Genomic DNA, 19,797 nt, shown 5'->3' with positions numbered 1-19,797 from the left:
ACCAAATTCTGGGTGAGATCAACCCGCGCCTCGCACCTCAACGATACGCCCAACCCCGGCCATCCGGCGCCGCCGCGTCCGTAGCAACGCGGTCAGAGGCGACGTCAGCCGTTAGCTCGCGTTGCCCTCGTCTCTGTCTTCTGCGCTGCCCCTGTTGTCGAAAGGAGTCCCTGTGACCGAAAGCCAGCTCGACGAGGTCGCTGATGTCGCGTCGGTGGTGTCTCGGTGTCTGTCCGATCTCGAGCCGGTGTTCGAGCAGATCGACTGGGCCGAGGACGAAATCGCCCGCGCGCAACGACGCCATCCGCGCCACCGCAACACCCTCTACCACTCGTTCGCGCTGTTGATGCCGACCCATGAGCGGATGCGCCAGGAATTCGTGTACCGGGCGCACTGCCGCGAACTGCTCGACCGCGTCGCCGCAGGCTTGTCTCCGGTGTCCGGGACCGCGGCCGAGGTCGCGCTCGCGGTCATGCAGGCCAGCCAGAAGGCCCCGCTCAACACGGCCGCCTTCGGCCTCTACGTGCGCATGTGGATCCAGGCCGGATTCCCTCACGTGGAATCGGTGACCGATTCACACGAACACTACGAAGCGATCGCAAAATCCCGCATCGACGATCTCGAAGCCGAGACACGCACCCGCCTGTCCGTCGCCGATCGCGTCCTGGGGTCTATCGACTGCCCGGGCCGCCACCACGGGCAACCGGCCGACGACTGCGAATACGCCCGTCCAAGCCTGGCCGCCTGAGCGAAGCTCGCAGGCCCCATCGGGCGCTCCCCGTTGCTCCTTGCTTGCCCTGTCCCTGTCTCTGTCCCGCGCCGGTCGACTCCCCAGTCGGCCGGCGCTTTTCTGTTGTGGAGGGTGTGTGCGTTCATGACCGATCCGATCCTGGGCCCGCCGTGCGCGGTCTGCGACGGCACGACATCCGATACGGAGCTGTGCATCGCGAATGCCGCTGTGTGCGAGTCGTGTTGGCAGCAACTGCCCCGATGCGACTACTGCCGCACCCCGTCAGTGCGGCTGACTCACACTGCTGAGGAGTCGCAGTTGTGTGCGCACTGCCTGACCGGATGGGCGGGGTGTGTGTCATGCCGACGGTTGACCGGCCCGCACTTGCGCACCGACACCGATCAACTCGTGTGCGCGCGGTGCGCGGGCGCGTTGTTCGCCGCGTGTTTCAGCTGCGGGCGGTTCAGTGCCGACAGCCACTACATCTCCGGCGGGCACCGCGCCTGCCCCCGCTGCGCCAGCCGCTTCCCCGCCTGCCCCGACTGCGGCACCCTTGTCCAACCCGGACACCGGTGCGAGGCCTGCACCCACCGCGGGAAGGTGTGGAACTACACCTACCGCCCCGACCCCCGCTTCCACGGCACCGGCCCCCTCTACCTCGGGCTCGAGCTGGAAATCATCGTCCCCGAACACCGCTTCGACACCTGCGCCACCCTCGCCACCGACCACCTCGGCAACCTCGGGTACTTGAAGAAGGACTCTTCCATCAGGCCGTGTGGATTCGAGCTCGTCAGCCACCCGATGTCCTACCGGTACGCGATCGACGCGTTTCCCTGGCCGCTGCTCGACCAGCTGCATCGGCTCGGGTGCGAGGCCGACGCGTCGGTGGGGCTGCACGTACACGCGAGCCGGGCGGGGTTCGACAACCCGGCGCATGTGTATCGGTGGCTGAAACTGTTGTACCGCAACGAAGAAGCGGTCACCCGCCTGGCGCGCCGACGCACTCATTACGCCCAGTTCGACAGCGCCGCGCGCGCCCGTGCCCGTCACACCGCCAAGGGCCCCCAGCACGCGCTGGGGTTGGAGCGGTACCAGGCGATCAACCCCCTGCCGCGCAACACCTTGGAGGTGCGGGTGTTCGCCAGCTCTCTGGATGTGCAACAGGTGCAAGCCGCGCTCGCGTTCACCGCCGCCTCCATCGACTACACCCGCAGCCTGCGAGTCGCCGACATCCGCGCCGGCGCCTGGGACTGGGCCCGCTTCGCCACCTGGGTCACCACCCGCCCCGACTACCAGCCCCTGGCCGCGGAAATGGAGAGCCTGCAATGTGCCTGCTGACCTACTACCCCGCCGGCGCCGCGATCGACACAAGCGCGCTGCGGTTCGGAGCCGACGCGAACCCCGACGGACACGGCTTCGCGATCGTCGCCGACGGCCACATCGTCACCGGGCACGGCATGAACGCCCACACCGTCATCGCCACCTTCGCCCGCACCCGCGCCGAACACCCCGACGGTCCGGCGTTGTTCCACTCCCGCTACGCCACCCGCGGCGCGATCGACCTGGCCAACTGCCATCCCTTCCAGCTCGGCGGCGACGCACGAACAGTGCTGGCGCACAACGGGACTTTACCCAAGCGGGTGCATCCGCGCGCGTACGACCGGCGCTCAGATACCCGGATCGCGGCCGAGGACTACCTGCCCACTCAACCGTTCGGGCCGATCGACACCGCCGCCGGAGCACGCGGACTGGCCGGCTGGTTGGGGACGAGCAAGCTGGTGATCTTGACCGTCGACCCCGCCTACGCCCACTCCGCCTACATGTTCGGGGAGCGCGCCGGGCTGTGGGTGGGCGGGATCTGGTATTCCAACCGCTCCTACCTGCCGCCCGAACTGCGGTGGCCGGCCCGGCGCCCGACGGTGTGCGGGTACTGCCTCGACCGCGATCTCGAACGCACCAGCCGCCACTGCCGCACCTGCGGCTGGTGCTTCGGCTGCCACCACGTCCTCTCCCACTGCACCTGCCTGCCCACCCCGACCCCGCCAGCTCCAACCGCGGGCCCCGCATCCAGCTAGACCCGACCCGACCCGCCAGGACTGCTCGACTCGAGCCACTTGGCACCGCTTTCCTCTCGCGCCCCGCTTCAAGCCGATTCAACGGCCCGGAGCGGGGCGCCGTCGTCTGTCCCCCAACTTTTCTGGAAGGACGTGAATCCGTATGCCCGCATCCACGCTCACCGATCGGCGGTGTGAGGACTGTTCGCACCCGATCGACGACAACACGACCGTCACCACCGTCGAGGGTGATCATCTGTGCCGGGCGTGCGCCGACCGGCTCGACCCCTGCGACGACTGCGCCACACCTGCACGGGAGCGCCGCTCCACCGTGCGCGGCACCGACGTGTGCACGGAATGCTCGATCGGCTGGCGCCGGTGCCGCGATTGCGACCGCTTCGACAGCGACCTGGTCCGTGTCATCGGCCATGGCGAAGTCTGTGACGACTGCTCCGACAGCTACCTGGTGTGCGACGACTGCGGCTCACGCGCCGACGGGCTCAACGAAACCGAATCCGGGGCCGATGTGTGCGGGCGCTGCGAGGACGCCGACTACCACCGCTGCGCCGGCTGCGACATCCTCATCCGCTGCTGGGAAGACTACTGCGACACCTGCGCCAACCAACAGCCCGACCACCGCGGCGTCCACTCCTACAGCTACAAACCCGAACCCGAATTCCACGGCACCGGACCGCTCTACCTCGGGCTGGAACTCGAAATCAAAACCCCCCGAGACGTTTTCGACGACGCGGCCGAGCTCGCCATCGACCGGCTCAGCGACCTCGGATACCTCAAAGAGGATGGAAGCATCCAGCCGTGCGGATACGAGATCGTCACCCACCCGATGTCGTATAAGTATGCGCGCCAACATTTTCCGTGGTCGCTGCTGCATCGGTTGCGGATGCTGGGTGCCTACACCGATACCAGCATCGGCATCCACGTGCACGTCTCCCGCGCCGGATTCTCCTCTCCCGCGCACACCTACCGGTGGTTGAAGTTCGTCTACCGCAACGAATCCCACATCAAAGTGCTGGCGCGCCGCGACTCCGAGCAGTGGGCCGTATTCGACCCCGGTGCCCGCGCCAACGCCGCCGCCCACGCCAAGGGTGAAACCGGAGGCGCGCTCCGATACCGGGCAATCAATGTGTGCCCCGAGGACACCTTCGAGCTGCGGGTGTTCGCCAGCTCTCTGCACACGCGCGAGGTGCAAGCGGCGCTCGCCTTCGCCGACGCCTCCGTCGAATACACCCGCACCCTCTCAGCCGCCGATATCGCCCGCCGCCGCGGCTGGGAATGGACCGCGTTCACCGCGTGGCTGGCCGCCCGCCCCGAATACCGCTGCCTGACCGACGAATTGGAGGCCCTCGCGTGTGCATCCTGACTTACTACAAACCCGGCCAAGCTCCCGACCTCGACGCCCTGCACGGCGGCGCGCTGGCCAACCCGCACGGCCACGGCTACGCCATCCACACCGGCGAGGCCATCCTCGTCGGCCACGGCATGAACAGCGACGAGGTGATCGACGAATTCGCCCGACAGCGGGCGAAGCACCCCGGTGGTCCGGCGTTGTTCCACTCCCGCTACGCCACCCACGGCGACCGCGACACCAGCAACTGCCACCCCTTCCCCGTCGGCGGCGATCCACGAACGGTACTCGCCCACAACGGGGTCCTGCCTCCCACCGTGCACCCCGCCGCCGGCGACACGCGCTCGGATACCCGGATCGCGGCCGAGGATTTCCTGCCCACCAACCCGTTCGGGTCGCTGGACAGCTGGGCCGGGCGCGACCGGTTCGAGCACTGGCTCACCGGTAACAAGGTCGTCATCTTGACCACCGATCCCGCCTACAAATACCCCGCCTACATCTTCAACGAACGCCACGGGCACTGGGTCGGCGGCACCTGGTACTCCAACGACAGCTACCTGATGCGCGAATGGGCCAGCGCCGACACCGACTACATCGGCTTCTGCGAACACTGCGGCGAATTCGAAGGCGATCCCTTCGGCCCCCACTGTGGATACTGCGGCTACTGCGCCGACTGCGCCCACCCCTTCCCCCGCTGCGCGTGTCCGCAATTCGACGGCACGGACCGCTACGCCGACCTGTTCGGCCTGCCAACCCACTGAACCTGCCCGGCCCCCGATCACCTCGCGCGCCCGCCACCACTCCGCAGGCGCGCCCGCATCGGTCATGAGAGGAGCTGTGCCCGTGTGCGCGTCCACCGCACAACCGTTGAGTCGCGACGACACCGTCACTGTGTTGCTCGACGCGCTCGAACCGTACATCGCCTCGGCGCGGCATGCGCTCGGTGTCGCGCACGCAATGGCCACGGTCGTCGGCGGTGAGCCCCTGGATCTGCTCAACCACGCCGTCGCCGACTACCAGCGTCGGGAAAAGCTCGTGCGCGCCGCCTCTCGCGCACTGCGTGCGTTCACTTCTCCAGGCTCGGCGAGCTGAAAGGCGTTGATGTGCTGCCTATCCCGGGCGCTGCCTCAGTAGCTGTCGTGGCCACGGACAGGGACCGCAAGGCAACGACGATGCTCTCGGCCAGCCGGCCCGACTCACCGCAACACGCCCGCCGCTCCTCATTTGCTCCTCCCCCCTTTTTTCGATCCGAATGGAGGTACCCGATGCCCGACTCTCCCGGCGCCCCCGCCGGCCTGGTTCCAGTTCCGCAGCGTCTGGCCGAGGCGCCGGTCTCGGCGGGCATGGTCGTGCCCTACATCACGATGACCCACCGCGACCCCGGCAAACCGGTGTGGGGCGCGGTGAACCCGGCGCGGCTGCAACAGATCTGGCTGCACAGCCTGTGTCAAGTGTGCGGACAGCGTCTCGACGGTCCCTGGGTCGTGGTCTACATCAGGCCGCAGGACTACCTGCGCGGCATCGGCCCAGAACCCGCTCTGCACCCCGAGTGCGGCCTCTACTCGAAACGGACATGCCCCATGCTGGCCGGCCAGATCGATCACTATAACCGCCATCCCAGCCGCCGCCCGTGCGGCGACCCGGAGTGCACCTGCCGCCTCTGGGCGCCACCGACTCCGGATCCCGGCGAAGGCCGGCGTGAGGGCCACCCGGCCGAAGCGTGGTACGAGGCGTGGATCGCGATCGAGGATTACACCCTGATCCGAGCGCCCGGCGGCGAGCACGGGATGGACAGGTTCGGTGTCGAACTGCGCCCTGCCTCGCGGCTGCGCAAACTCCGAAAGGTCCGCGACGCCGCACCCACCGACACCGGGGAGCAGCCGTTGGATCTGCTGGCCGCGATCATCGCCACCCGCACCCTGTTCACCGAGGACGGTGAATGATGACCGGATCGGACAAGTTGCTCACCCGTATCGGTGCGTTGATGCGCCAGGCGGAGGGCACCGACAACCCGCACGAGGCCGAGGCATTCCTGTCCCGTGCCCAGCAGCTGGCGACCCAGCATTCCATCGACCTGGCTGTCGCGCGCGCGGCGGCCGCCGACCGCGGCCGTGCCCGACCGATGCCGGGCATGCGGCGCATCGAGATCGGAGCCAAGGGCACCAAGGGGCTGGCCACCTACGTGGCGTTGTTCGCGGCCATCGCCCACGCCAACGACGTCCGCGTCGACGCCGCCCACAATTCGACCTGGGTGATCGCCTTCGGCCTCGGCACCGACATAGACACCACCCAACTGCTCTACACCCATCTGCTCGCCCAGATGGTGCGCGGCTCACGCGCCTACCTGCACTCCGCGGCCCACCAACGCCACCCGGTCGCCGGTGTCACCGCACGCCTGGCCTACCAGCGCGCCTTCGCCGCCCGCGTCGGACAACGCCTGCCCGCCGACCGCGACCGCGCCCGCGCCGACGCCCTCGCCACCGACGCACCGGCGGCACCAGGCACAGCGTTGGCGTTGCGGGACAAAGACATCGAGCTGCGCGACTACTACACCGCACACTCGGCCGCGAAAGGCACCTGGGCCGGTCACCGGCGAGCCACGGGCCACGCACCGGCCGCCGCCGACGCCGGCGACCGCGACGGACAACGCGCCCGCCTACACGACCTCGGCCACATCGACGGACCCCGTAAGGGTTTGCCGTCGTGACCGCACGGCCACGCGACAGGCAACGCCGCAAGGTCTACGACGCCGAGCACCGGCTGCGTGCGATGTTCGATCTCGCCGACCACACTGCCGGGCGCACCGTCGAACTGTTCGGCTCCCAGATCAGCGTGCCGATCGAAAGACGCATGGGCACAGTCGAATCCGTGAGCGCATACCTCGACGCCGTTCTGACGTTGGTGGCGCCCGCCGCGGCCGTTGCCCTCTATACGGGCCCGCTACCCGCACGCCGCGGTACCAGTGCGGGTGCGTGCGCGGCGTGGCAGCCGCTACGCACACTATGAGCCCGCCACCGCCACGATCGCAGTCCCGCTCCGCGAGCGTGCCGTGCGAGAACTGCTGGTGCTGCACGAGCTGGCCCACCACCTGCAACCCCGCCCCGCTGGGCACGGCCCCGAGTTCTGCCGCGTGTTCTGCGATGTCCTCGACACCGTCGTCGGCGCCGAAGCTGGATGGCTGATGCGCACCCTGCTCCACGACACCGGAGCCCGCCTCACCTAGCCCGCGACCTGTGACACGAATATTTCCAATGCGGTTCGCTCACCCACCGCCGCGACGGGACGCCGGCGTTTAGGATTCGCGATGGGATCGGGGGATCGAGGGGACACACGGGTGGCTCGCACCGTCCCCTTCCCCGATGCAACCCCTTTCGTCGTCACGGTGGACTCACACACGGTTGCTGGGACGAAAGGGGGCGAGAACGGGCGTAGTTCCACCCCTCCGGACGCGCCCGTTCTTCTCACCTCGCCTGCATCGACAGCGCCTTCCTCGACGGGGCTGACTCCCGCCCGTGCGGCGCTACTCCACATGCCTCTCCCCTCGCGAACACCCATGCGCCGGGCGGAGTCGTGTGCGCCGTCGCGGCATCGAGCCCCATCTGGCTCTCCTGCACGCCCGCGGGCGACAGAGCTACGTCTAGCGCTCGAGTCCGGCGCTGCTCGACTCCACCCTCGACTCTTTCCTCAGGAGGATCACCGTGTCGGCTTCCGACCATGTCTTTGACGAACGCTTGGCGCCGTTGACCTCGCGGCGGCGGCTCGCGTGGGCCGTCGCCGCTCGCGCCGCGTTGACCAATTCCCTTGCGGTGTCGACCCTTCTGGCCGACACCGATGTCGAGGACGTCGCTGATCGGTTGTGCATCGAACACGAACTGTTCCAGATCCCCTCAGATGTGGGCGAGCAGGCGGTGGCGGATCTCGATCGCGCCGCCGCAGTCGACGCGATGTTGGTAACGCCTGAGGATCCCGATTGGCCGACGGCCGCGGTCGCCGACCTCGAACGCGCGAATGTTCGTGCCCCGGTGGCGTTGTGGGTGCGCGGCCCGCTGCCGCTGACGGTGTCGGTTGATCGCACCGTGGCGGTGACGGGGTCGCGGGCTGCCTCCGACTACGGCATCCACGTGGCCCACGATATGGCGACCTACTTCGCCGACCGCGGCTGGCGGGTCCTCAGCAGCGCGGGGTTCGGCATCGATACCGCCGCCCACCAGGCAGCACTGCTGTTGTCGGCACCCACCATCGCGGTCGTGGCCGCCGGGATCGACCGCGCCCGCCCGGCCGGCAACACCCGGCTGTTCGATCGGCTCGCGGACCGCGGGCTGATCGTGTCGGAGTATCCGCCCGGCTCCGTGCCGACCAAAACCCGCTTCCTCGAGCGCAATCGGCTCGTGGCGGCGCTCTCCACGGGCCTGGTGATCTGCGAGGCCGGTGCGCGGTCGGGAAGCCTTGACACCGCGTCGTGGGCCCATCGACTGCACCGCCGCATCGCCGCGGTTCCCGGACCGATCTACTCGGCTACCTCCGCCGGATGCCACCAGCTACTGCGTGAACGCACCGCGCACCTGGCGGCCAGCGGACGCGAGGCACTCGACATCGTCACCGACCTCGGCGCGGGACCAGCGTCGTGACCGACGTTATCACCTCCGACCTGTTGGACCGTGCACTCGTCGCCCGCGCGCTCACCCACAACGCGCGCGGAACGCAGCCGCTGTGCCAGTCCGGACCCACCAGCGAGATAGCGGACCGGATCCGCTGCGGACACGCCGGTTTCGCGATCCCTTCCGCTCTCGAGGAGCACGCGCGCCGCGACGTCGACCGTCTCGACGAACTCGGAGCGCGGCTGATCACTCGCGACGACGCCGAATGGCCATGGCCGCGGCTGGCGCGGCTGGACCGCGCCCCACAATCCGCCCCGTTCGCGCTCTACCTGCGCGGCCCCGCCCGCCTCGACACCCTCACCGAGCGGGCCATCACCGTCACCGGCTCGCGCGCGGCGACCGGATACGGCCGCACCGTCACCGTCCGGATCGCCGCCGAACTCACCGCCTTGGGCTGGAATGCCGTGGCGGGCAGCGCATACGGCGTCGCCGCCATCGCGCACAAAGCCGCCCTGGCCGCGCACGGCAGTCCAGTCGCGGTTCTCGCGGCCGGGATCGACGTCGCTCACCCGCCCGGACATTCCGGACTACTCGACACCATCGCCACCAGCGGACTTCTGGTCTCCGAATATCCGCCCGGCACGGGTGTGACCCGGGCACGCCGCCGCGCCCAGGCTCGCCTGCTGGCCGCGCTGTCGCGGGCAGTACTCATCATCGAGTCCACACCAGGCGGTGAACCCGCCACGATCGCCGCGCACGCTGTGCGCCACCGGGTTCCGGTGTTCGCGGTGCCAGGGCCGGTGACCAGCGCGACCACCGCGCTGCCGCACGAGTTGATCGCCACCGGCCGCGCACGACTGACCATCAGCGGCCACGACATCCACCACATCCTGAGCTGACCGCGGCCCGCCGACCTGGCTGTCCGCGCCTCAGGCAGCTGTGTCGGCCGTCTCCGATTCGTTGTCCAGTGAAGGGACCTGCTCATGACTCAGCCGACGACGCTACGCATGTCTGCCCCGGGTGAATTCATTGCCGCCGTGCCGGCCCTGCTCGGCTTCTACCCCGTCGATTCATTGGTCGTGGCGCTTCTCGAACGCCGCCCTCCCGCCGACGAGGTATGCATCAAAGTCGTCGCCCGCCACGACCTCCCCATCAGCGACAGCCGGCTCACCACCGTCGTCACGCAATTGGCCGACCTCGCCGCGAACGAAAACGCGTCGGCGGTATTGGCTCTCGTCGTCGACAGCACCGCGCAACCAGCACCCGCACCGCACAGCGGGCACACCCACATCCTCGACATCCTCGACCGTGCCCTCACCACACGCGGTGTTGTTCTCGCGTCGGCGTGGGCGACCCGCGTGATCGAAGCAGGCGCGCCGTGGTGGAGCCTGCCCGATGCCACCGAGTCCGGCGTCGTACCCGACCCCGACGCATCGGCGCTCGCCGCCACCGTCGTCGTCGCGGGACATCCGATCCACCGGTCACGCGAGGAACTGGCCCGCCTGATCGAGCCCGACCCGGGGGTGGCCGACCAGGTCCGCGCACTGCTCCCTGAGGTCGCCAGCCTCCGCACGCAGCGCGCGTCCGGCGAGATCACCGACACCGTCGCCATGGTGATCGAACACATTGACACGCTGGCGGCAGGTTCGGCGCTGACTCCGGCGGATATGGCCGCGCTCGCGGTGGCCTTACGCACGGCCGCCGTGCGCCATTGCATGCTCGGGCTGGTCGGCACTGCCCGCGTCGACGCGGCTGAACGGTTGTGGGCGCTGCTCACCCGCAGCCTGCCCGATCCCGACCGCGCCCACCCCGCGGCTCTGCTGGCGTTCTCGGCCTATCACCGAGGCAATGGAGTGCTGGCCTCGATCGCGCTGGACGCGGCCCTGGCCGCCGACCCACAACACCGGTTCGCCCGCTCCCTCGACGCCGCGTTGCGAGACGGCACGTCCCCGCCCCGACTCGGCGCGGTCGTCACCTACGCGCACGACATCGCCGACGCCCTCGGCGTCGATCTCCACCACTGACCAGCATCGCTCTTTCTCGTCTCCTCGTTTCGTCCCGATCAGAAAGGTCACCGTTCATGCCGTCCGCGAACTCTGTCCCGACCCTGTCCCGCGCGGAATTCGATCGACTCGAACACCGTGGCGCCGCCGGCGCGACCGCCACCCTCGCCGAGATGGATTCCGCCGTCGCCGACCGCTGGCGCGGCGAGCACCCCGGGTGGCGGGGCCGCCACTGGGCCTACCTCGACGACGAGCACGGCGTGCTGCGCCTGCACCCGATCAACGTCACCCGCACCTCGAGCCAGGCAGCTGCCTGAACCACACCCATTCCGGTTCACCGTCCAGACCGGCGCAGCCACACCGTCATTCAACCGATGGGGCCGCGCCGTTCGTCATCTCATAGGAGGTCCCATTGAGTTCGACCGCCCTCACCGTCGTCCCCGACATCGAACCCGACGCCGACTCCACTACGTCCACCGCGACCGGCGATCAGGCTGCCGACGAGCACCCTGACTCGCAGCCCGCGCCTACCGACACCGGCGACGAGGCCACCGACGACCGGGCGCTAATTCCGCCGAACGCGACTGCGGCGTATATGGATCCGCGGGAGTTGGTGATCGCGGAAAATGTGCGCAAGGACTTCGACGTCGACCAGCACCCCAAGCAGGCCGCCTCGATCCGCGAGTTCGGCGTCACCGCACCGGTGTTGGCCGAACGCGAACCCGACGGGTCGGTGCATGTGATCGATGGCCAGGTGCGAGTGTTGATCGCCCAGGCCGTCGGTGTCACCCCGGTGCCGGTGTGGATCACCGAGGCGCCTACCGAGATCGATATCAAGCAGCGGCGCATCGATCGCACGATGGTGCAGATCAATCTCAACGAGCGACGGATCCCGTTGACGCAGGCCGACTACGCCGCCGGTGTCGCGCTCATGATGGATCTGGGTGCCTCACCCACCCGGATCGCGCGGGGGCTGCAGAAGGCCAAACGCGCCGAGGTCCGCAAGCTCGCCGCAGTCGGACGGTCGCAAGCCGGACGCACGCTGATCGACGACGGACAGTACAGCCTCGATCAGCTCGCCGTAATCGCCGAATACGACAACCTCGGCGACACCGACGCCGTCGAGAAACTGACCTCCGCCTCCCGCTACAACTTCGGCTACACGGCCAACGCGATCGCCGCGGACCGCGACGAAACCCGGCGACGTCTGCACGCGTCACTGCCGTATGCCGCTTACGGATTCGGGATCCTCACCGACGAACCCGGCGCCGACGACGGATACCTGGCCGTCACCGACCTCGTCCGCTCCGACGGCGAACCGCTCACCGACGACGACGTGTACGCCGAGCCGGCGCGGTGGCTGGTGTGGGTCGAGGTCGAGGAAAACGGGGAGCTGGTCGACACCGCCACCGGCGCGCTCGTCGATCCCGACACCGTCGACTGGGACACCCAAAACGACCCCGACACCGAACCCGGTGACGGGTTGCGCCGCTCGGACGGGCTGGCCTGGCGCGACCGCTGGATCCCGGCCTACTACCTGCCCGCCGACCAGCTCGACACCGCCGGACTACGGCTGGCTGTTGCGCAGGCCGCCGACCCGCAGGAGGCTCTGGCCGCCGCCGAACGCGCGGCGGAGGCGCGGGAACAATCGCGGCTGGCGCGGCGCCGGGTGCGGGAGCTGAACAAGCGGGGCGTGGCCGCGGCCGAGCGTCGCGAGGACTTCCTCTCCACGTACTTGCAGCGCACCAAACCACCGGCGCAGGCTGCGCATTTCGTGGCCGAATATTTGGCGCGGAATCTGGCGCCGGGTGCGTTGCAGTTGGTGACCAAGCTGCTCGGTATCGGGTTCTCGACCGAGGAACTGGTGAAAGTGATCGGTTCGGCGTCGGTGAACCGGGCCTGGGTGCTCGCACTGGGCATGGTGCTGGCGACCCGCGAGGCCACGCTGGACAAGAGCTTGTGGCGCACCCGCTCGCAGGCCACGTCCCGGTATCTGCACCTGCTGGCCGACATTGCCGGTCCCGATGATGATTTCGCGTTGGTCGAGGTCGAACAGGCCGCCGCGGGCGACATCGACTACCGCGACATCCCCATCGACAAATAACCGGAACCCGGCCCTGTCGCACTGTGGCAGGGCCGGTCCTGCATGCAATCCGCTCCCGTTCACTGATTGAGGAGAACGTCTTATGGCTGGTGACACGGTCTTGACCGTCGTAGGAAATCTGACCGAGGCGCCCGAGCTTCGGTTCACTCCCGTTTCCGGTGGGTTCATGAATTCCGAAGGGTCCTCTGCACGGAACTGAAGCGCCGGGCGCGTTCCTGCAGCTATCCGCGCCGTCGGTTCGGCGAACCGACGGATCAGGTCCGTCTGCCTAGTCAGGGATCCCCTACACGACAACGACTTTGAGGAGAATCATCATGTCCGGAGATACGGTCATCACTGTCATCGGTAATCTGGTTGCCTCGCCTGAGCTCAGATTTACGCCCTCGGGGGTGGCGGTGGCCAACTTCACCGTCGCTTCGACTCCCCGTATGTTCGACCGTAATACGAACGAATGGAAAGACGGCGGTGCACTGTTCCTGCGTTGCAATATTTGGCGAGAAGCTGCGGAAAATGCCGCGGAGAGCTTGACCAGGGGCTCGCGTGTGATTGTGAGTGGACGTCTCAAGCAGCGCTCCTTCGAGACCCGCGAGGGCGAGAAACGCACGGTCACCGAACTCGACGTCGACGAGTTGGGTCCCTCACTGCGGTACGCGACAGCTCAGGTCACTCGAGTCAACCGCAACGACCGCGGCAACGGTGGTGGCAGCAACGGTAACGGTTTCGGCAGCACTGGTGGGGACGATCCGTGGGCGGCGGGTGACGCTGGCCAGGCATTCGCTGGTGCTGCCGCAGGGTTCGGCGGCGGAAGTAGCGACGAGCCGCCGTTCTGAGTCGAGTCGGTTGCGCTGCTCCGGCCGTTGGTGGCGTGGAGCAGGTCATGGCGAGCCGGGGCTGCCGTCGAGATCGGGGTGATTGACGGTGTCGGTATAGCGTTCAGCGCCTTTCACGCTCAGTCCGAACAGGTCACACAGTCGGCGGACGTCGCCGCCGGTGGTGATGGCTTCGTAGAGGATCCGGTCCTCACGCACGGATTGACATGCCATGCCGAGGACTCCATTGATCCAGTTGCGGCTGACCGGTCCGGTCCGGACACCGCTTCTCGTGTTGATCAGCAGGTGCGGGTTCACGCTGTCGGGCCAGCGGGCAGCACGACGATCCAGCCAAGTCGCCACCCGCTCACGCACTGGCGGTGCCAGCAGGATCGTCCGATCCAGCAAATAGACGCGTCCGTCGCGGATATCGGTCAGCAGTAGCGACCGGAGTTGGGTACTGCGCAGACCATGGAAACCAACGAGCGCGGCGATAACGGCGCGCGCCGGATCCTCGGAGACGAGCGCGGCACGCAATTGTGTGACTGGGACCGGTAGCGGCACACGGGTTTCAGGTTTACCGGTGCGGAAATGCGTTGTCGGATTGGCGAACACAAGGCGGTGCGCTTTGAGCACACCGAACAGCGATCGCAAGGCCTGACCGACCAGTGCTCGCTGGCTGCCACTGTCAGGCAGGGCCGCCTTGATGTGATCGCGGGTGATCTCCCGCAGCGACTCGTGCCCGGCCGCGGCCCACCCGTGCACGGCGGGCATGGCGTGATGGATCCGCCCGCGCACCGTGGTTTCTGTTCGAGGACGGAACCGCGGCGCCGTAGTAGTGCCCACGCGCAACACCTCGAACCATAGGGACATTTCGTTGCGCATCGGTTCGGGAAGGCCCTCGATCTGGCGTGCGAACCACGCGAGCACACTGGGTTCCCGATCGTCATCGAGCATTCCCGCTGTCGCGAGAATCTCCCGAATCGGTTGCACCGCCAGCGAAATCTGATCCAGGCGAGTGACTTCGCTGGCCTTGATCGCAGCGCCGGGGGTGTCCTGCAGCGCTTGCAGGATCCGGATGCCCTTGCGGGCCTCGACCAACCGAGTCTTGCTCCACCCATGCCTGCGAGCGTGTTCCACGGCCACCTCGTCGAGTTGCTGGGCCAGCACCGGATCCGGTGGATCGGCGAACCCGTGCGCGCGCCCTGCGACCAGGTCCCGCGGCAGGTCGATCAACGCCAGTTGCCGATAGGCGACCGGGTACTGGCGACTACACAGCCGCTCAGGGGTTTTCGATGTGATCGGCCGGCGCATACCCCAGAACAGGCCAGCCAGGAACAATTGCTGGCCGTGTCGGTTCGCCTCCACGACGCTGAGCCCGATGCCATGCGGACGTTCCCCAACGGCCTGCCGAGAGCACAAGCGGCAGAACCCTTCGGCGTTCACCGCGATCACGCGTCCGCACGAACCACACGGCTTCGGCACTGGGAATCGTCGCCGCAGTGCCCGGCAGCCTTCACACAACCACCTCGAATGGCCGCTCACGCCCCAGCCGAGGCAGTCCATGCAGCTGTCGATCACCGGCGGAGCAAATCGATGGCAGCGCTGACACAGTCCGGCGGAGTAGTAGTCGCGCGTCGAGCCGCACTTGCGGCAAGGCAACGGCGCGAACGGCCCACCGGGCATGCATCGATAACAGTGCTGATCTCTGGGCGTGGCCACGGGCCGCTGCCCGCACCCGACACACGTTCTCGGTGGTTTCATGCCGGTGGCAGTGTCCGGTTCCGTCCCAGACGCGGCGTGATCGCCGTTACGCCGGCACTGTTGTCGGCGGCCTTGCGCGGTCTGCGCGCAGCCACCTTGTCCGGCTCCCGGATCAGCAGATCATTGGCCTCGCAGCCCAGCACGTGACAGATCACGTCGAGGTCGTCGAGCCTGATCGTGGTCGGGGCACCGGTCCACAACGCCGACATCTTTCCGGCACTGATCTCCAGACCCGCCTCGGCCAGCAGGCGCCGCAACTCGGTCGACTTCCAGATACCCTGCTCTGCTGCTTTCATCCGCAGGTTCCACCGCATCCGCTCACTCCGTCCCGGTGATCAGCCGCGACGCGACGCGCTCGTTCGCGTTCGCCCACGCGGTCTCGACATGCTCATCGTGAACATGGATATATCGGGTCGTCGTCGACAACCATTCGTGCCCCAGCAACTCCTGAATCGCCTTCATATCCACGCCACGCGCATACATCGACGACGCACAGAAATGCCGGAGCCCGTGCGGGGTCAACCGCCCCTCCCACGCAGGCAGCCACCGATTCACCGCGCCGGCCAAACCGCTGCGCAGAGCGTCGTCACCAACCCGACGGCAGCGCCCAAGATCTCGGTCCCGGCGCTCACTCGGCAGCAACGGCGCGTCCGGATCCATCCAGTCGTCGCCGAACTGGTGACGAATGTCGGTCAGCCACCACTCCAACAATTCGCCCGCGGCGTTGATCGTCGGCACCAGCCGCGCCTTGGGCCCACGGCCCATACTGCCCTTGCCGAACCGCACATGCAGCTTGCCGTGCTGGCCCAGATCCTGACGCCAATCACGGATATCCAGATGAACGGTCTCATTGATCCGCAGACCAACGCGCCGCCACAACGACGCCGCGAGATAGTCACGGGCAGCGGGCAGGAACTTCCGTGCCTCCGGCAACGCCTCGCGCCATCGGCGGAACAACCCATCCACCTCGTCCTCGCTGGGCGGCACTCGGATCACACCGCCGTAATCCGCCTTGATCGGACGATTGAACTCATCGACCGGCTGAACCACGAGATGACCTGTCAGACTGTGGATCTCACCCTGATACCGGCTGATCAAGAAATCGAAGAACCGCGCCAGCGTCCCCGCCTTGCTATGCACCGTGCTGCGGGCAAGGTCTTTGTCGCGGCGCTGCTGTTCCAGGAACCGATCCACATCCTGCGGCTGCGCGGTCCACACATACCGGCCCAGAGCCCAGATGAACGCGAAGATCACCGACCGTTCCTGAGCAATGTGGTCGTCGGTGACACCAGCCGCCGCGAACGCCAACGCATACTGATCCACCAGCTCCTGCTCGAAGTCATCGAGCTCCTGCGGCAACACCAACCGTTGGACCACGCCCGAATCCCGAACCGCGGCAAGTCTCACCACCCCGGCACCGCCACGGGTTCACTGACGAAGCTCACCGGTCATAAATACCAGAGAACCGTCGAGATTTCCGACCAACCATCGAACTTCGACCAGGTCCGCACGAACCCGCGCTGGCCTGGACCATCACATGAACAGCAGAAAGGAGACGCCGACCAACCCACGGCAGTTGCGATAGCCGGCGCGGCGGTCGTCAATTTCACCGTCGCCTCGACACCGCGGTACTTCGACCGCGACGCCGGTGAGTGGAAGGACGGCGATCCGCTGTTCCTGCGCTGCAATCTGTGGCGCCAGGCCGCGGAAAATCTCGCCGAATCGCTGTCGCGCGGTGCGCGTGTCATCGTCATGGGGCGACTCAAGCAGCGCTCGTTCACCACCCGCGAGGGCGACAAACGCACCGTCGTCGAACTCGACGTCGACGAGGTCGGCGCCTCCCTGCGCTACGCCACCGCGACAGTCACCCGCGCCACCGCAAACGGATCAGGCGGCCCGCGGACCCGACGCGCGGTAACCACGCACCGCGACGGATTCGGCAACCCCGACACAGACACCAGCACAGGATTCGACCAACCAACTGCTTCCGCTTCAGGTGGTGAGGATCCGTGGCGGGAGCCGGCCATGGCCGGAGCCGCCGCGGGATTCGGCGACGACGCTCCCCCGTTCTAACGCACTGCCTCTCTATTCCACTTGCTCGGCTCGCTCACCCCGTTCGGAACCGTCGGTTCCGGGCGGGGTGAGTTGCGTTGTGGGGGCGCGGGTCTGGCCGGTCGTGGTGACCAGCCATCCGAGGGCTACCAGGGCGGGCCCCGCCGCGCGTGACGGCCCGCGCCCGGCGCGCACGAATTCCCCGGCGCGCCGACCCCACGTACTCCCGCCGGGCGGGGGTGATGTGCGCGGGAATTCGCCCGCGCACGCCCCGGCGCGTTCCGCCCCAACCCGCGCGTCGCCTCCCGCCCCGGTTCTCGCGCCCTCGGCTGGTCACCGCGACCGGCCCGACACCCGCATGGTCGATCCGGGACCGTACCGGTCCCAGCGGGTGCTCGCCCACCTCTCGATTGACGACAGGACGAACTCTCGTGACCGAAATCAGCGCCTTCCTCGATGCCATCGCCCACCTCGACTACGCCATCACCAGCGACCGCCGCGCCGCGCGCCGCACCTTCACCGCCGCGCTCACACATGCCACCCCCGGTGAGCGTGACGTGCTCGACGCCATGGTCGACGCCTTTACTCTCTATCCGTACCGCAGCGCGCTGCTGCGCCTGGAAGCCGCGTTCCGCGACGACGAACCCAAACGCGCACTACTGGCGCGGCTGCTGCCCGACACCGACCCCGGCCTGTATGTGCGCGAGCGTGCCGAACGGATCGCGCTCCTCGAACAGCGCGCCCGCACAGGCGGCAGCAGCGTCGATGACGAAGCCTTCCGCGACTATGCCCCGCTCACTGCCGCTGAGACCGAGCGGACCTCGTTCCGGTTGTGGCGCAACCCTCCCGCCCAGCTCTTCCTCGCGCCGTCACGGCAGACCGACAAGTCACGCATGACACCCGAGCAGATCACCGCGCGTGTCCGTGCCCGCGGCAAGCGCCGCCCCGCCCTCATCGAACCCGACGTGGTCACCGCCTACGTCGCCGACACAATGCACCGCGACACCATGGCCGGTGAGATCGCGCGTAGCCGCGCCAGCGAGCAGCGGTTCCGCGACCTCGGGCTGCTCGCCGAAACCGCGCCGTCCTCGTCGGTGCGCGTCCAGGGCGCGCAGCCGCGCAGCGATGACGATGTGCGGGCGCGGTGGGATCTCGAGTTCGTGCACCACGTCGCCGAACAGCACACCCACGCCGCCGCGTCCGCCGAGCGCTCCCGTCGCGTCTCGCATGAGGAGGCGCTCGCCTACGCCGATACCCGCACCGGTGTGCGTGGAGATCTGCGGCCGGAGTTGCCGTTCCAGGGCAACAGTGTCGACTACACCCGCGAGGCCATGACGCCGATCTCCGGGTGGCGCTGCGTCGCCTGCTTCATCGAACGCTCCACCGTCGACCAGCACCCCATCCACAACGACGGCGCCCGGTTACGCAGCGACGACGGCCTGTGCGACTACTGCCGCAGCGACGACCGCACACCGCGCCTGCGCGAACTGCCCGCCGGGTTCACCGCCACCGACCTCGCCCGCACCTACTGCCGGTTCCTCACCACCACCTACCCGGCCGCCGCACCCGCACTGCTCGCTGAGACACGCCGACGGGCACCGCGCTGGCTGACCACCATCATCGACGAGTTCGTGTCCCACCCCGCACACGCCGAGCAGGCCGCCGGTCCGGAGGCCGACACGGAAACCGGTGCCGCCCAGGCGAAGCCTGGGACACGCCGCCGACGCGGCCCGGTGACCGGTGCGGGGCAGCGGCACGCCCGCTGCGAGGGATGCACCCGCATCCGCGCCATCCACGACGACGGGTTCTGCACCGAGTGCCGCGTCTGGCTCGGCCTCGTCACTCCACCCACCCGCCAGACCGTCGCCGCCTGACACGGGCGAGTGTCGCGCTCCGGTCCGTCACGGTGACGCCCCACCCGCGACGGACCGGCCACCACCCACCGGTCCCTGCAAGGAGTTTCGCGTGCACGACCTGCTCATTTTCATCGTCGGCCTTCTCATCGGCCTTGCACTGGCTGGCCACCCGCTCATGACGGGCCCCGGCACCCGCGAGACGCGCGACGACCAGCGCCCGCACGACTAACCCGATTGCGACGCGCGACCGCCAGGCCGTTCCGCTCGCTTGCGTCAGCATGGGGCCTGCGGCAACCAGCCCGCAGGCCCCATCACCACACCCACACCCACAGCACATCACCCCCACAGCACATCACCCCCACACCACATATCCCCTCACACCCATAACCCCATATCCCCCATATCCCCTCACCCCCCACACACTCACTCACCCATAGCAGACCTCATGCATCGAGGAATCC

General features: G+C 68.1%; 21 protein-coding genes and 1 pseudogene. 19 read left to right on the top strand and 3 right to left on the bottom strand.

Annotated features, from left to right (window positions below; translation table 11 throughout):
• Positions 1-172: 172 nt before the first annotated feature.
• From NA3_RS34510 to NA3_RS34440, 17 genes and pseudogenes are all read left to right on the top strand, one after another.
• Complete coding sequence (locus NA3_RS34510; protein WP_062969025.1) at positions 173-748, top strand: hypothetical protein; 576 nt, start codon at positions 173-175, stop codon at positions 746-748.
• 351 nt (positions 749-1,099) lie between these two features.
• Positions 1,100-2,068, top strand: a complete 969-nt coding sequence (locus NA3_RS34505; protein WP_227994952.1) for a hypothetical protein — start codon at positions 1,100-1,102, stop codon at positions 2,066-2,068.
• Entirely contained in the window at positions 2,056-2,805 is a 750-nt protein-coding gene (locus NA3_RS34500) for a class II glutamine amidotransferase (RefSeq protein WP_062969023.1), read from the top strand. Before NA3_RS34505 ends, NA3_RS34500 begins: the two co-directional genes overlap by 13 nt.
• A 142-nt stretch (positions 2,806-2,947) precedes the next feature.
• Positions 2,948-4,165: a hypothetical protein gene (locus tag NA3_RS34495; RefSeq protein WP_062969021.1), complete on the top strand. Its 1,218-nt coding sequence runs from the start codon at positions 2,948-2,950 to the stop codon at positions 4,163-4,165.
• Positions 4,153-4,911 carry a class II glutamine amidotransferase domain-containing protein gene (locus NA3_RS34490; protein ID WP_062969019.1) on the top strand — a complete coding sequence of 253 codons (759 nt, stop codon included), beginning with the start codon at positions 4,153-4,155 and terminating at the stop codon, positions 4,909-4,911. The genes NA3_RS34495 and NA3_RS34490 overlap by 13 nt, the downstream gene beginning before the upstream one ends.
• A gap of 82 nt (positions 4,912-4,993) precedes the next feature.
• Entirely contained in the window at positions 4,994-5,242 is a 249-nt protein-coding gene (locus tag NA3_RS34485; protein WP_064908559.1) for a hypothetical protein, read from the top strand.
• A 173-nt stretch (positions 5,243-5,415) separates the two neighbouring features.
• The gene (locus tag NA3_RS34480; RefSeq protein ID WP_062969015.1) at positions 5,416-6,093 is read left to right on the top strand and encodes a hypothetical protein; all 678 of its coding nucleotides are present in this window, start codon (positions 5,416-5,418) and stop codon (positions 6,091-6,093) included.
• The gene (locus NA3_RS34475) at positions 6,090-6,857 is read left to right on the top strand and encodes a DUF2786 domain-containing protein (RefSeq protein WP_369829554.1); all 768 of its coding nucleotides are present in this window, start codon (positions 6,090-6,092) and stop codon (positions 6,855-6,857) included. The genes NA3_RS34480 and NA3_RS34475 overlap by 4 nt, the downstream gene beginning before the upstream one ends.
• Positions 6,854-7,156 carry a hypothetical protein gene (locus NA3_RS39405; RefSeq protein WP_369689789.1) on the top strand — a complete coding sequence of 101 codons (303 nt, stop codon included), beginning with the start codon at positions 6,854-6,856 and terminating at the stop codon, positions 7,154-7,156. Before NA3_RS34475 ends, NA3_RS39405 begins: the two co-directional genes overlap by 4 nt.
• Positions 7,113-7,373: a TIGR04338 family metallohydrolase gene (locus NA3_RS39400; protein ID WP_369689788.1), complete on the top strand. Its 261-nt coding sequence runs from the start codon at positions 7,113-7,115 to the stop codon at positions 7,371-7,373. The genes NA3_RS39405 and NA3_RS39400 overlap by 44 nt, the downstream gene beginning before the upstream one ends.
• Positions 7,374-7,848: 475 nt before the next feature.
• On the top strand, positions 7,849-8,778 hold the full coding sequence (locus NA3_RS34465; protein ID WP_062969011.1) for a DNA-processing protein DprA: 930 nt from the start codon (positions 7,849-7,851) through the stop codon (positions 8,776-8,778).
• Positions 8,775-9,647 (top strand): DNA-processing protein DprA, encoded by an 873-nt coding sequence (locus NA3_RS34460; RefSeq protein ID WP_062969010.1) that lies wholly within the window; start codon positions 8,775-8,777, stop codon positions 9,645-9,647. Before NA3_RS34465 ends, NA3_RS34460 begins: the two co-directional genes overlap by 4 nt.
• A gap of 84 nt (positions 9,648-9,731) precedes the next feature.
• Positions 9,732-10,772 (top strand): DUF4192 domain-containing protein, encoded by a 1,041-nt coding sequence (locus tag NA3_RS34455; protein ID WP_082976422.1) that lies wholly within the window; start codon positions 9,732-9,734, stop codon positions 10,770-10,772.
• Between the two features lie 56 nt (positions 10,773-10,828).
• The gene (locus NA3_RS34450) at positions 10,829-11,068 is read left to right on the top strand and encodes a hypothetical protein (protein ID WP_062969006.1); all 240 of its coding nucleotides are present in this window, start codon (positions 10,829-10,831) and stop codon (positions 11,066-11,068) included.
• A 95-nt stretch (positions 11,069-11,163) separates the two neighbouring features.
• Positions 11,164-12,855 (top strand): ParB/RepB/Spo0J family partition protein, encoded by a 1,692-nt coding sequence (locus NA3_RS34445; RefSeq protein ID WP_062969004.1) that lies wholly within the window; start codon positions 11,164-11,166, stop codon positions 12,853-12,855.
• A gap of 82 nt (positions 12,856-12,937) precedes the next feature.
• Positions 12,938-13,027, top strand: a pseudogene (locus NA3_RS39560) (single-stranded DNA-binding protein); the annotation flags it as partial.
• A gap of 142 nt (positions 13,028-13,169) precedes the next feature.
• Entirely contained in the window at positions 13,170-13,685 is a 516-nt protein-coding gene (locus tag NA3_RS34440; RefSeq protein ID WP_030518553.1) for a single-stranded DNA-binding protein, read from the top strand.
• A gap of 45 nt (positions 13,686-13,730) precedes the next feature.
• Here the strand turns inward: NA3_RS34440 and NA3_RS34435 are convergent, their stop codons facing one another.
• The 3 genes from NA3_RS34435 to NA3_RS34425 all read right to left on the bottom strand — a co-directional run bounded on the left by NA3_RS34435 (position 13,731) and on the right by NA3_RS34425 (position 16,805).
• Complete coding sequence (locus NA3_RS34435) at positions 13,731-15,032, bottom strand: site-specific integrase (protein WP_051757258.1); 1,302 nt, start codon at positions 15,030-15,032, stop codon at positions 13,731-13,733.
• 392 nt (positions 15,033-15,424) lie between these two features.
• The gene (locus NA3_RS34430; protein WP_369801626.1) at positions 15,425-15,724 is read right to left on the bottom strand and encodes a helix-turn-helix domain-containing protein; all 300 of its coding nucleotides are present in this window, start codon (positions 15,722-15,724) and stop codon (positions 15,425-15,427) included.
• 22 nt (positions 15,725-15,746) lie between these two features.
• Positions 15,747-16,805 (bottom strand): tyrosine-type recombinase/integrase, encoded by a 1,059-nt coding sequence (locus NA3_RS34425; RefSeq protein ID WP_227994938.1) that lies wholly within the window; start codon positions 16,803-16,805, stop codon positions 15,747-15,749.
• Between NA3_RS34425 and ssb the strand changes: the two genes are divergently transcribed.
• A complete protein-coding gene (ssb, locus tag NA3_RS34420) occupies positions 16,797-17,501 on the top strand; it encodes a single-stranded DNA-binding protein (protein ID WP_308189475.1) in 705 nt (234 codons plus the stop codon). The genes NA3_RS34425 and ssb overlap by 9 nt on opposite strands.
• Before the next feature lie 410 nt (positions 17,502-17,911).
• On the top strand, positions 17,912-19,354 hold the full coding sequence (locus NA3_RS34415; RefSeq protein ID WP_062968998.1) for a hypothetical protein: 1,443 nt from the start codon (positions 17,912-17,914) through the stop codon (positions 19,352-19,354).
• Positions 19,355-19,797: the final 443 nt, after the last annotated feature.

Origin of the sequence: Nocardia africana NBRC 100379 (assembly GCF_001612635.1) — a bacterium.
Lineage (GTDB): Bacteria > Actinomycetota > Actinomycetes > Mycobacteriales > Mycobacteriaceae > Nocardia > Nocardia africana.
This window is presented reverse-complemented; position numbering and strand designations above follow the sequence as displayed.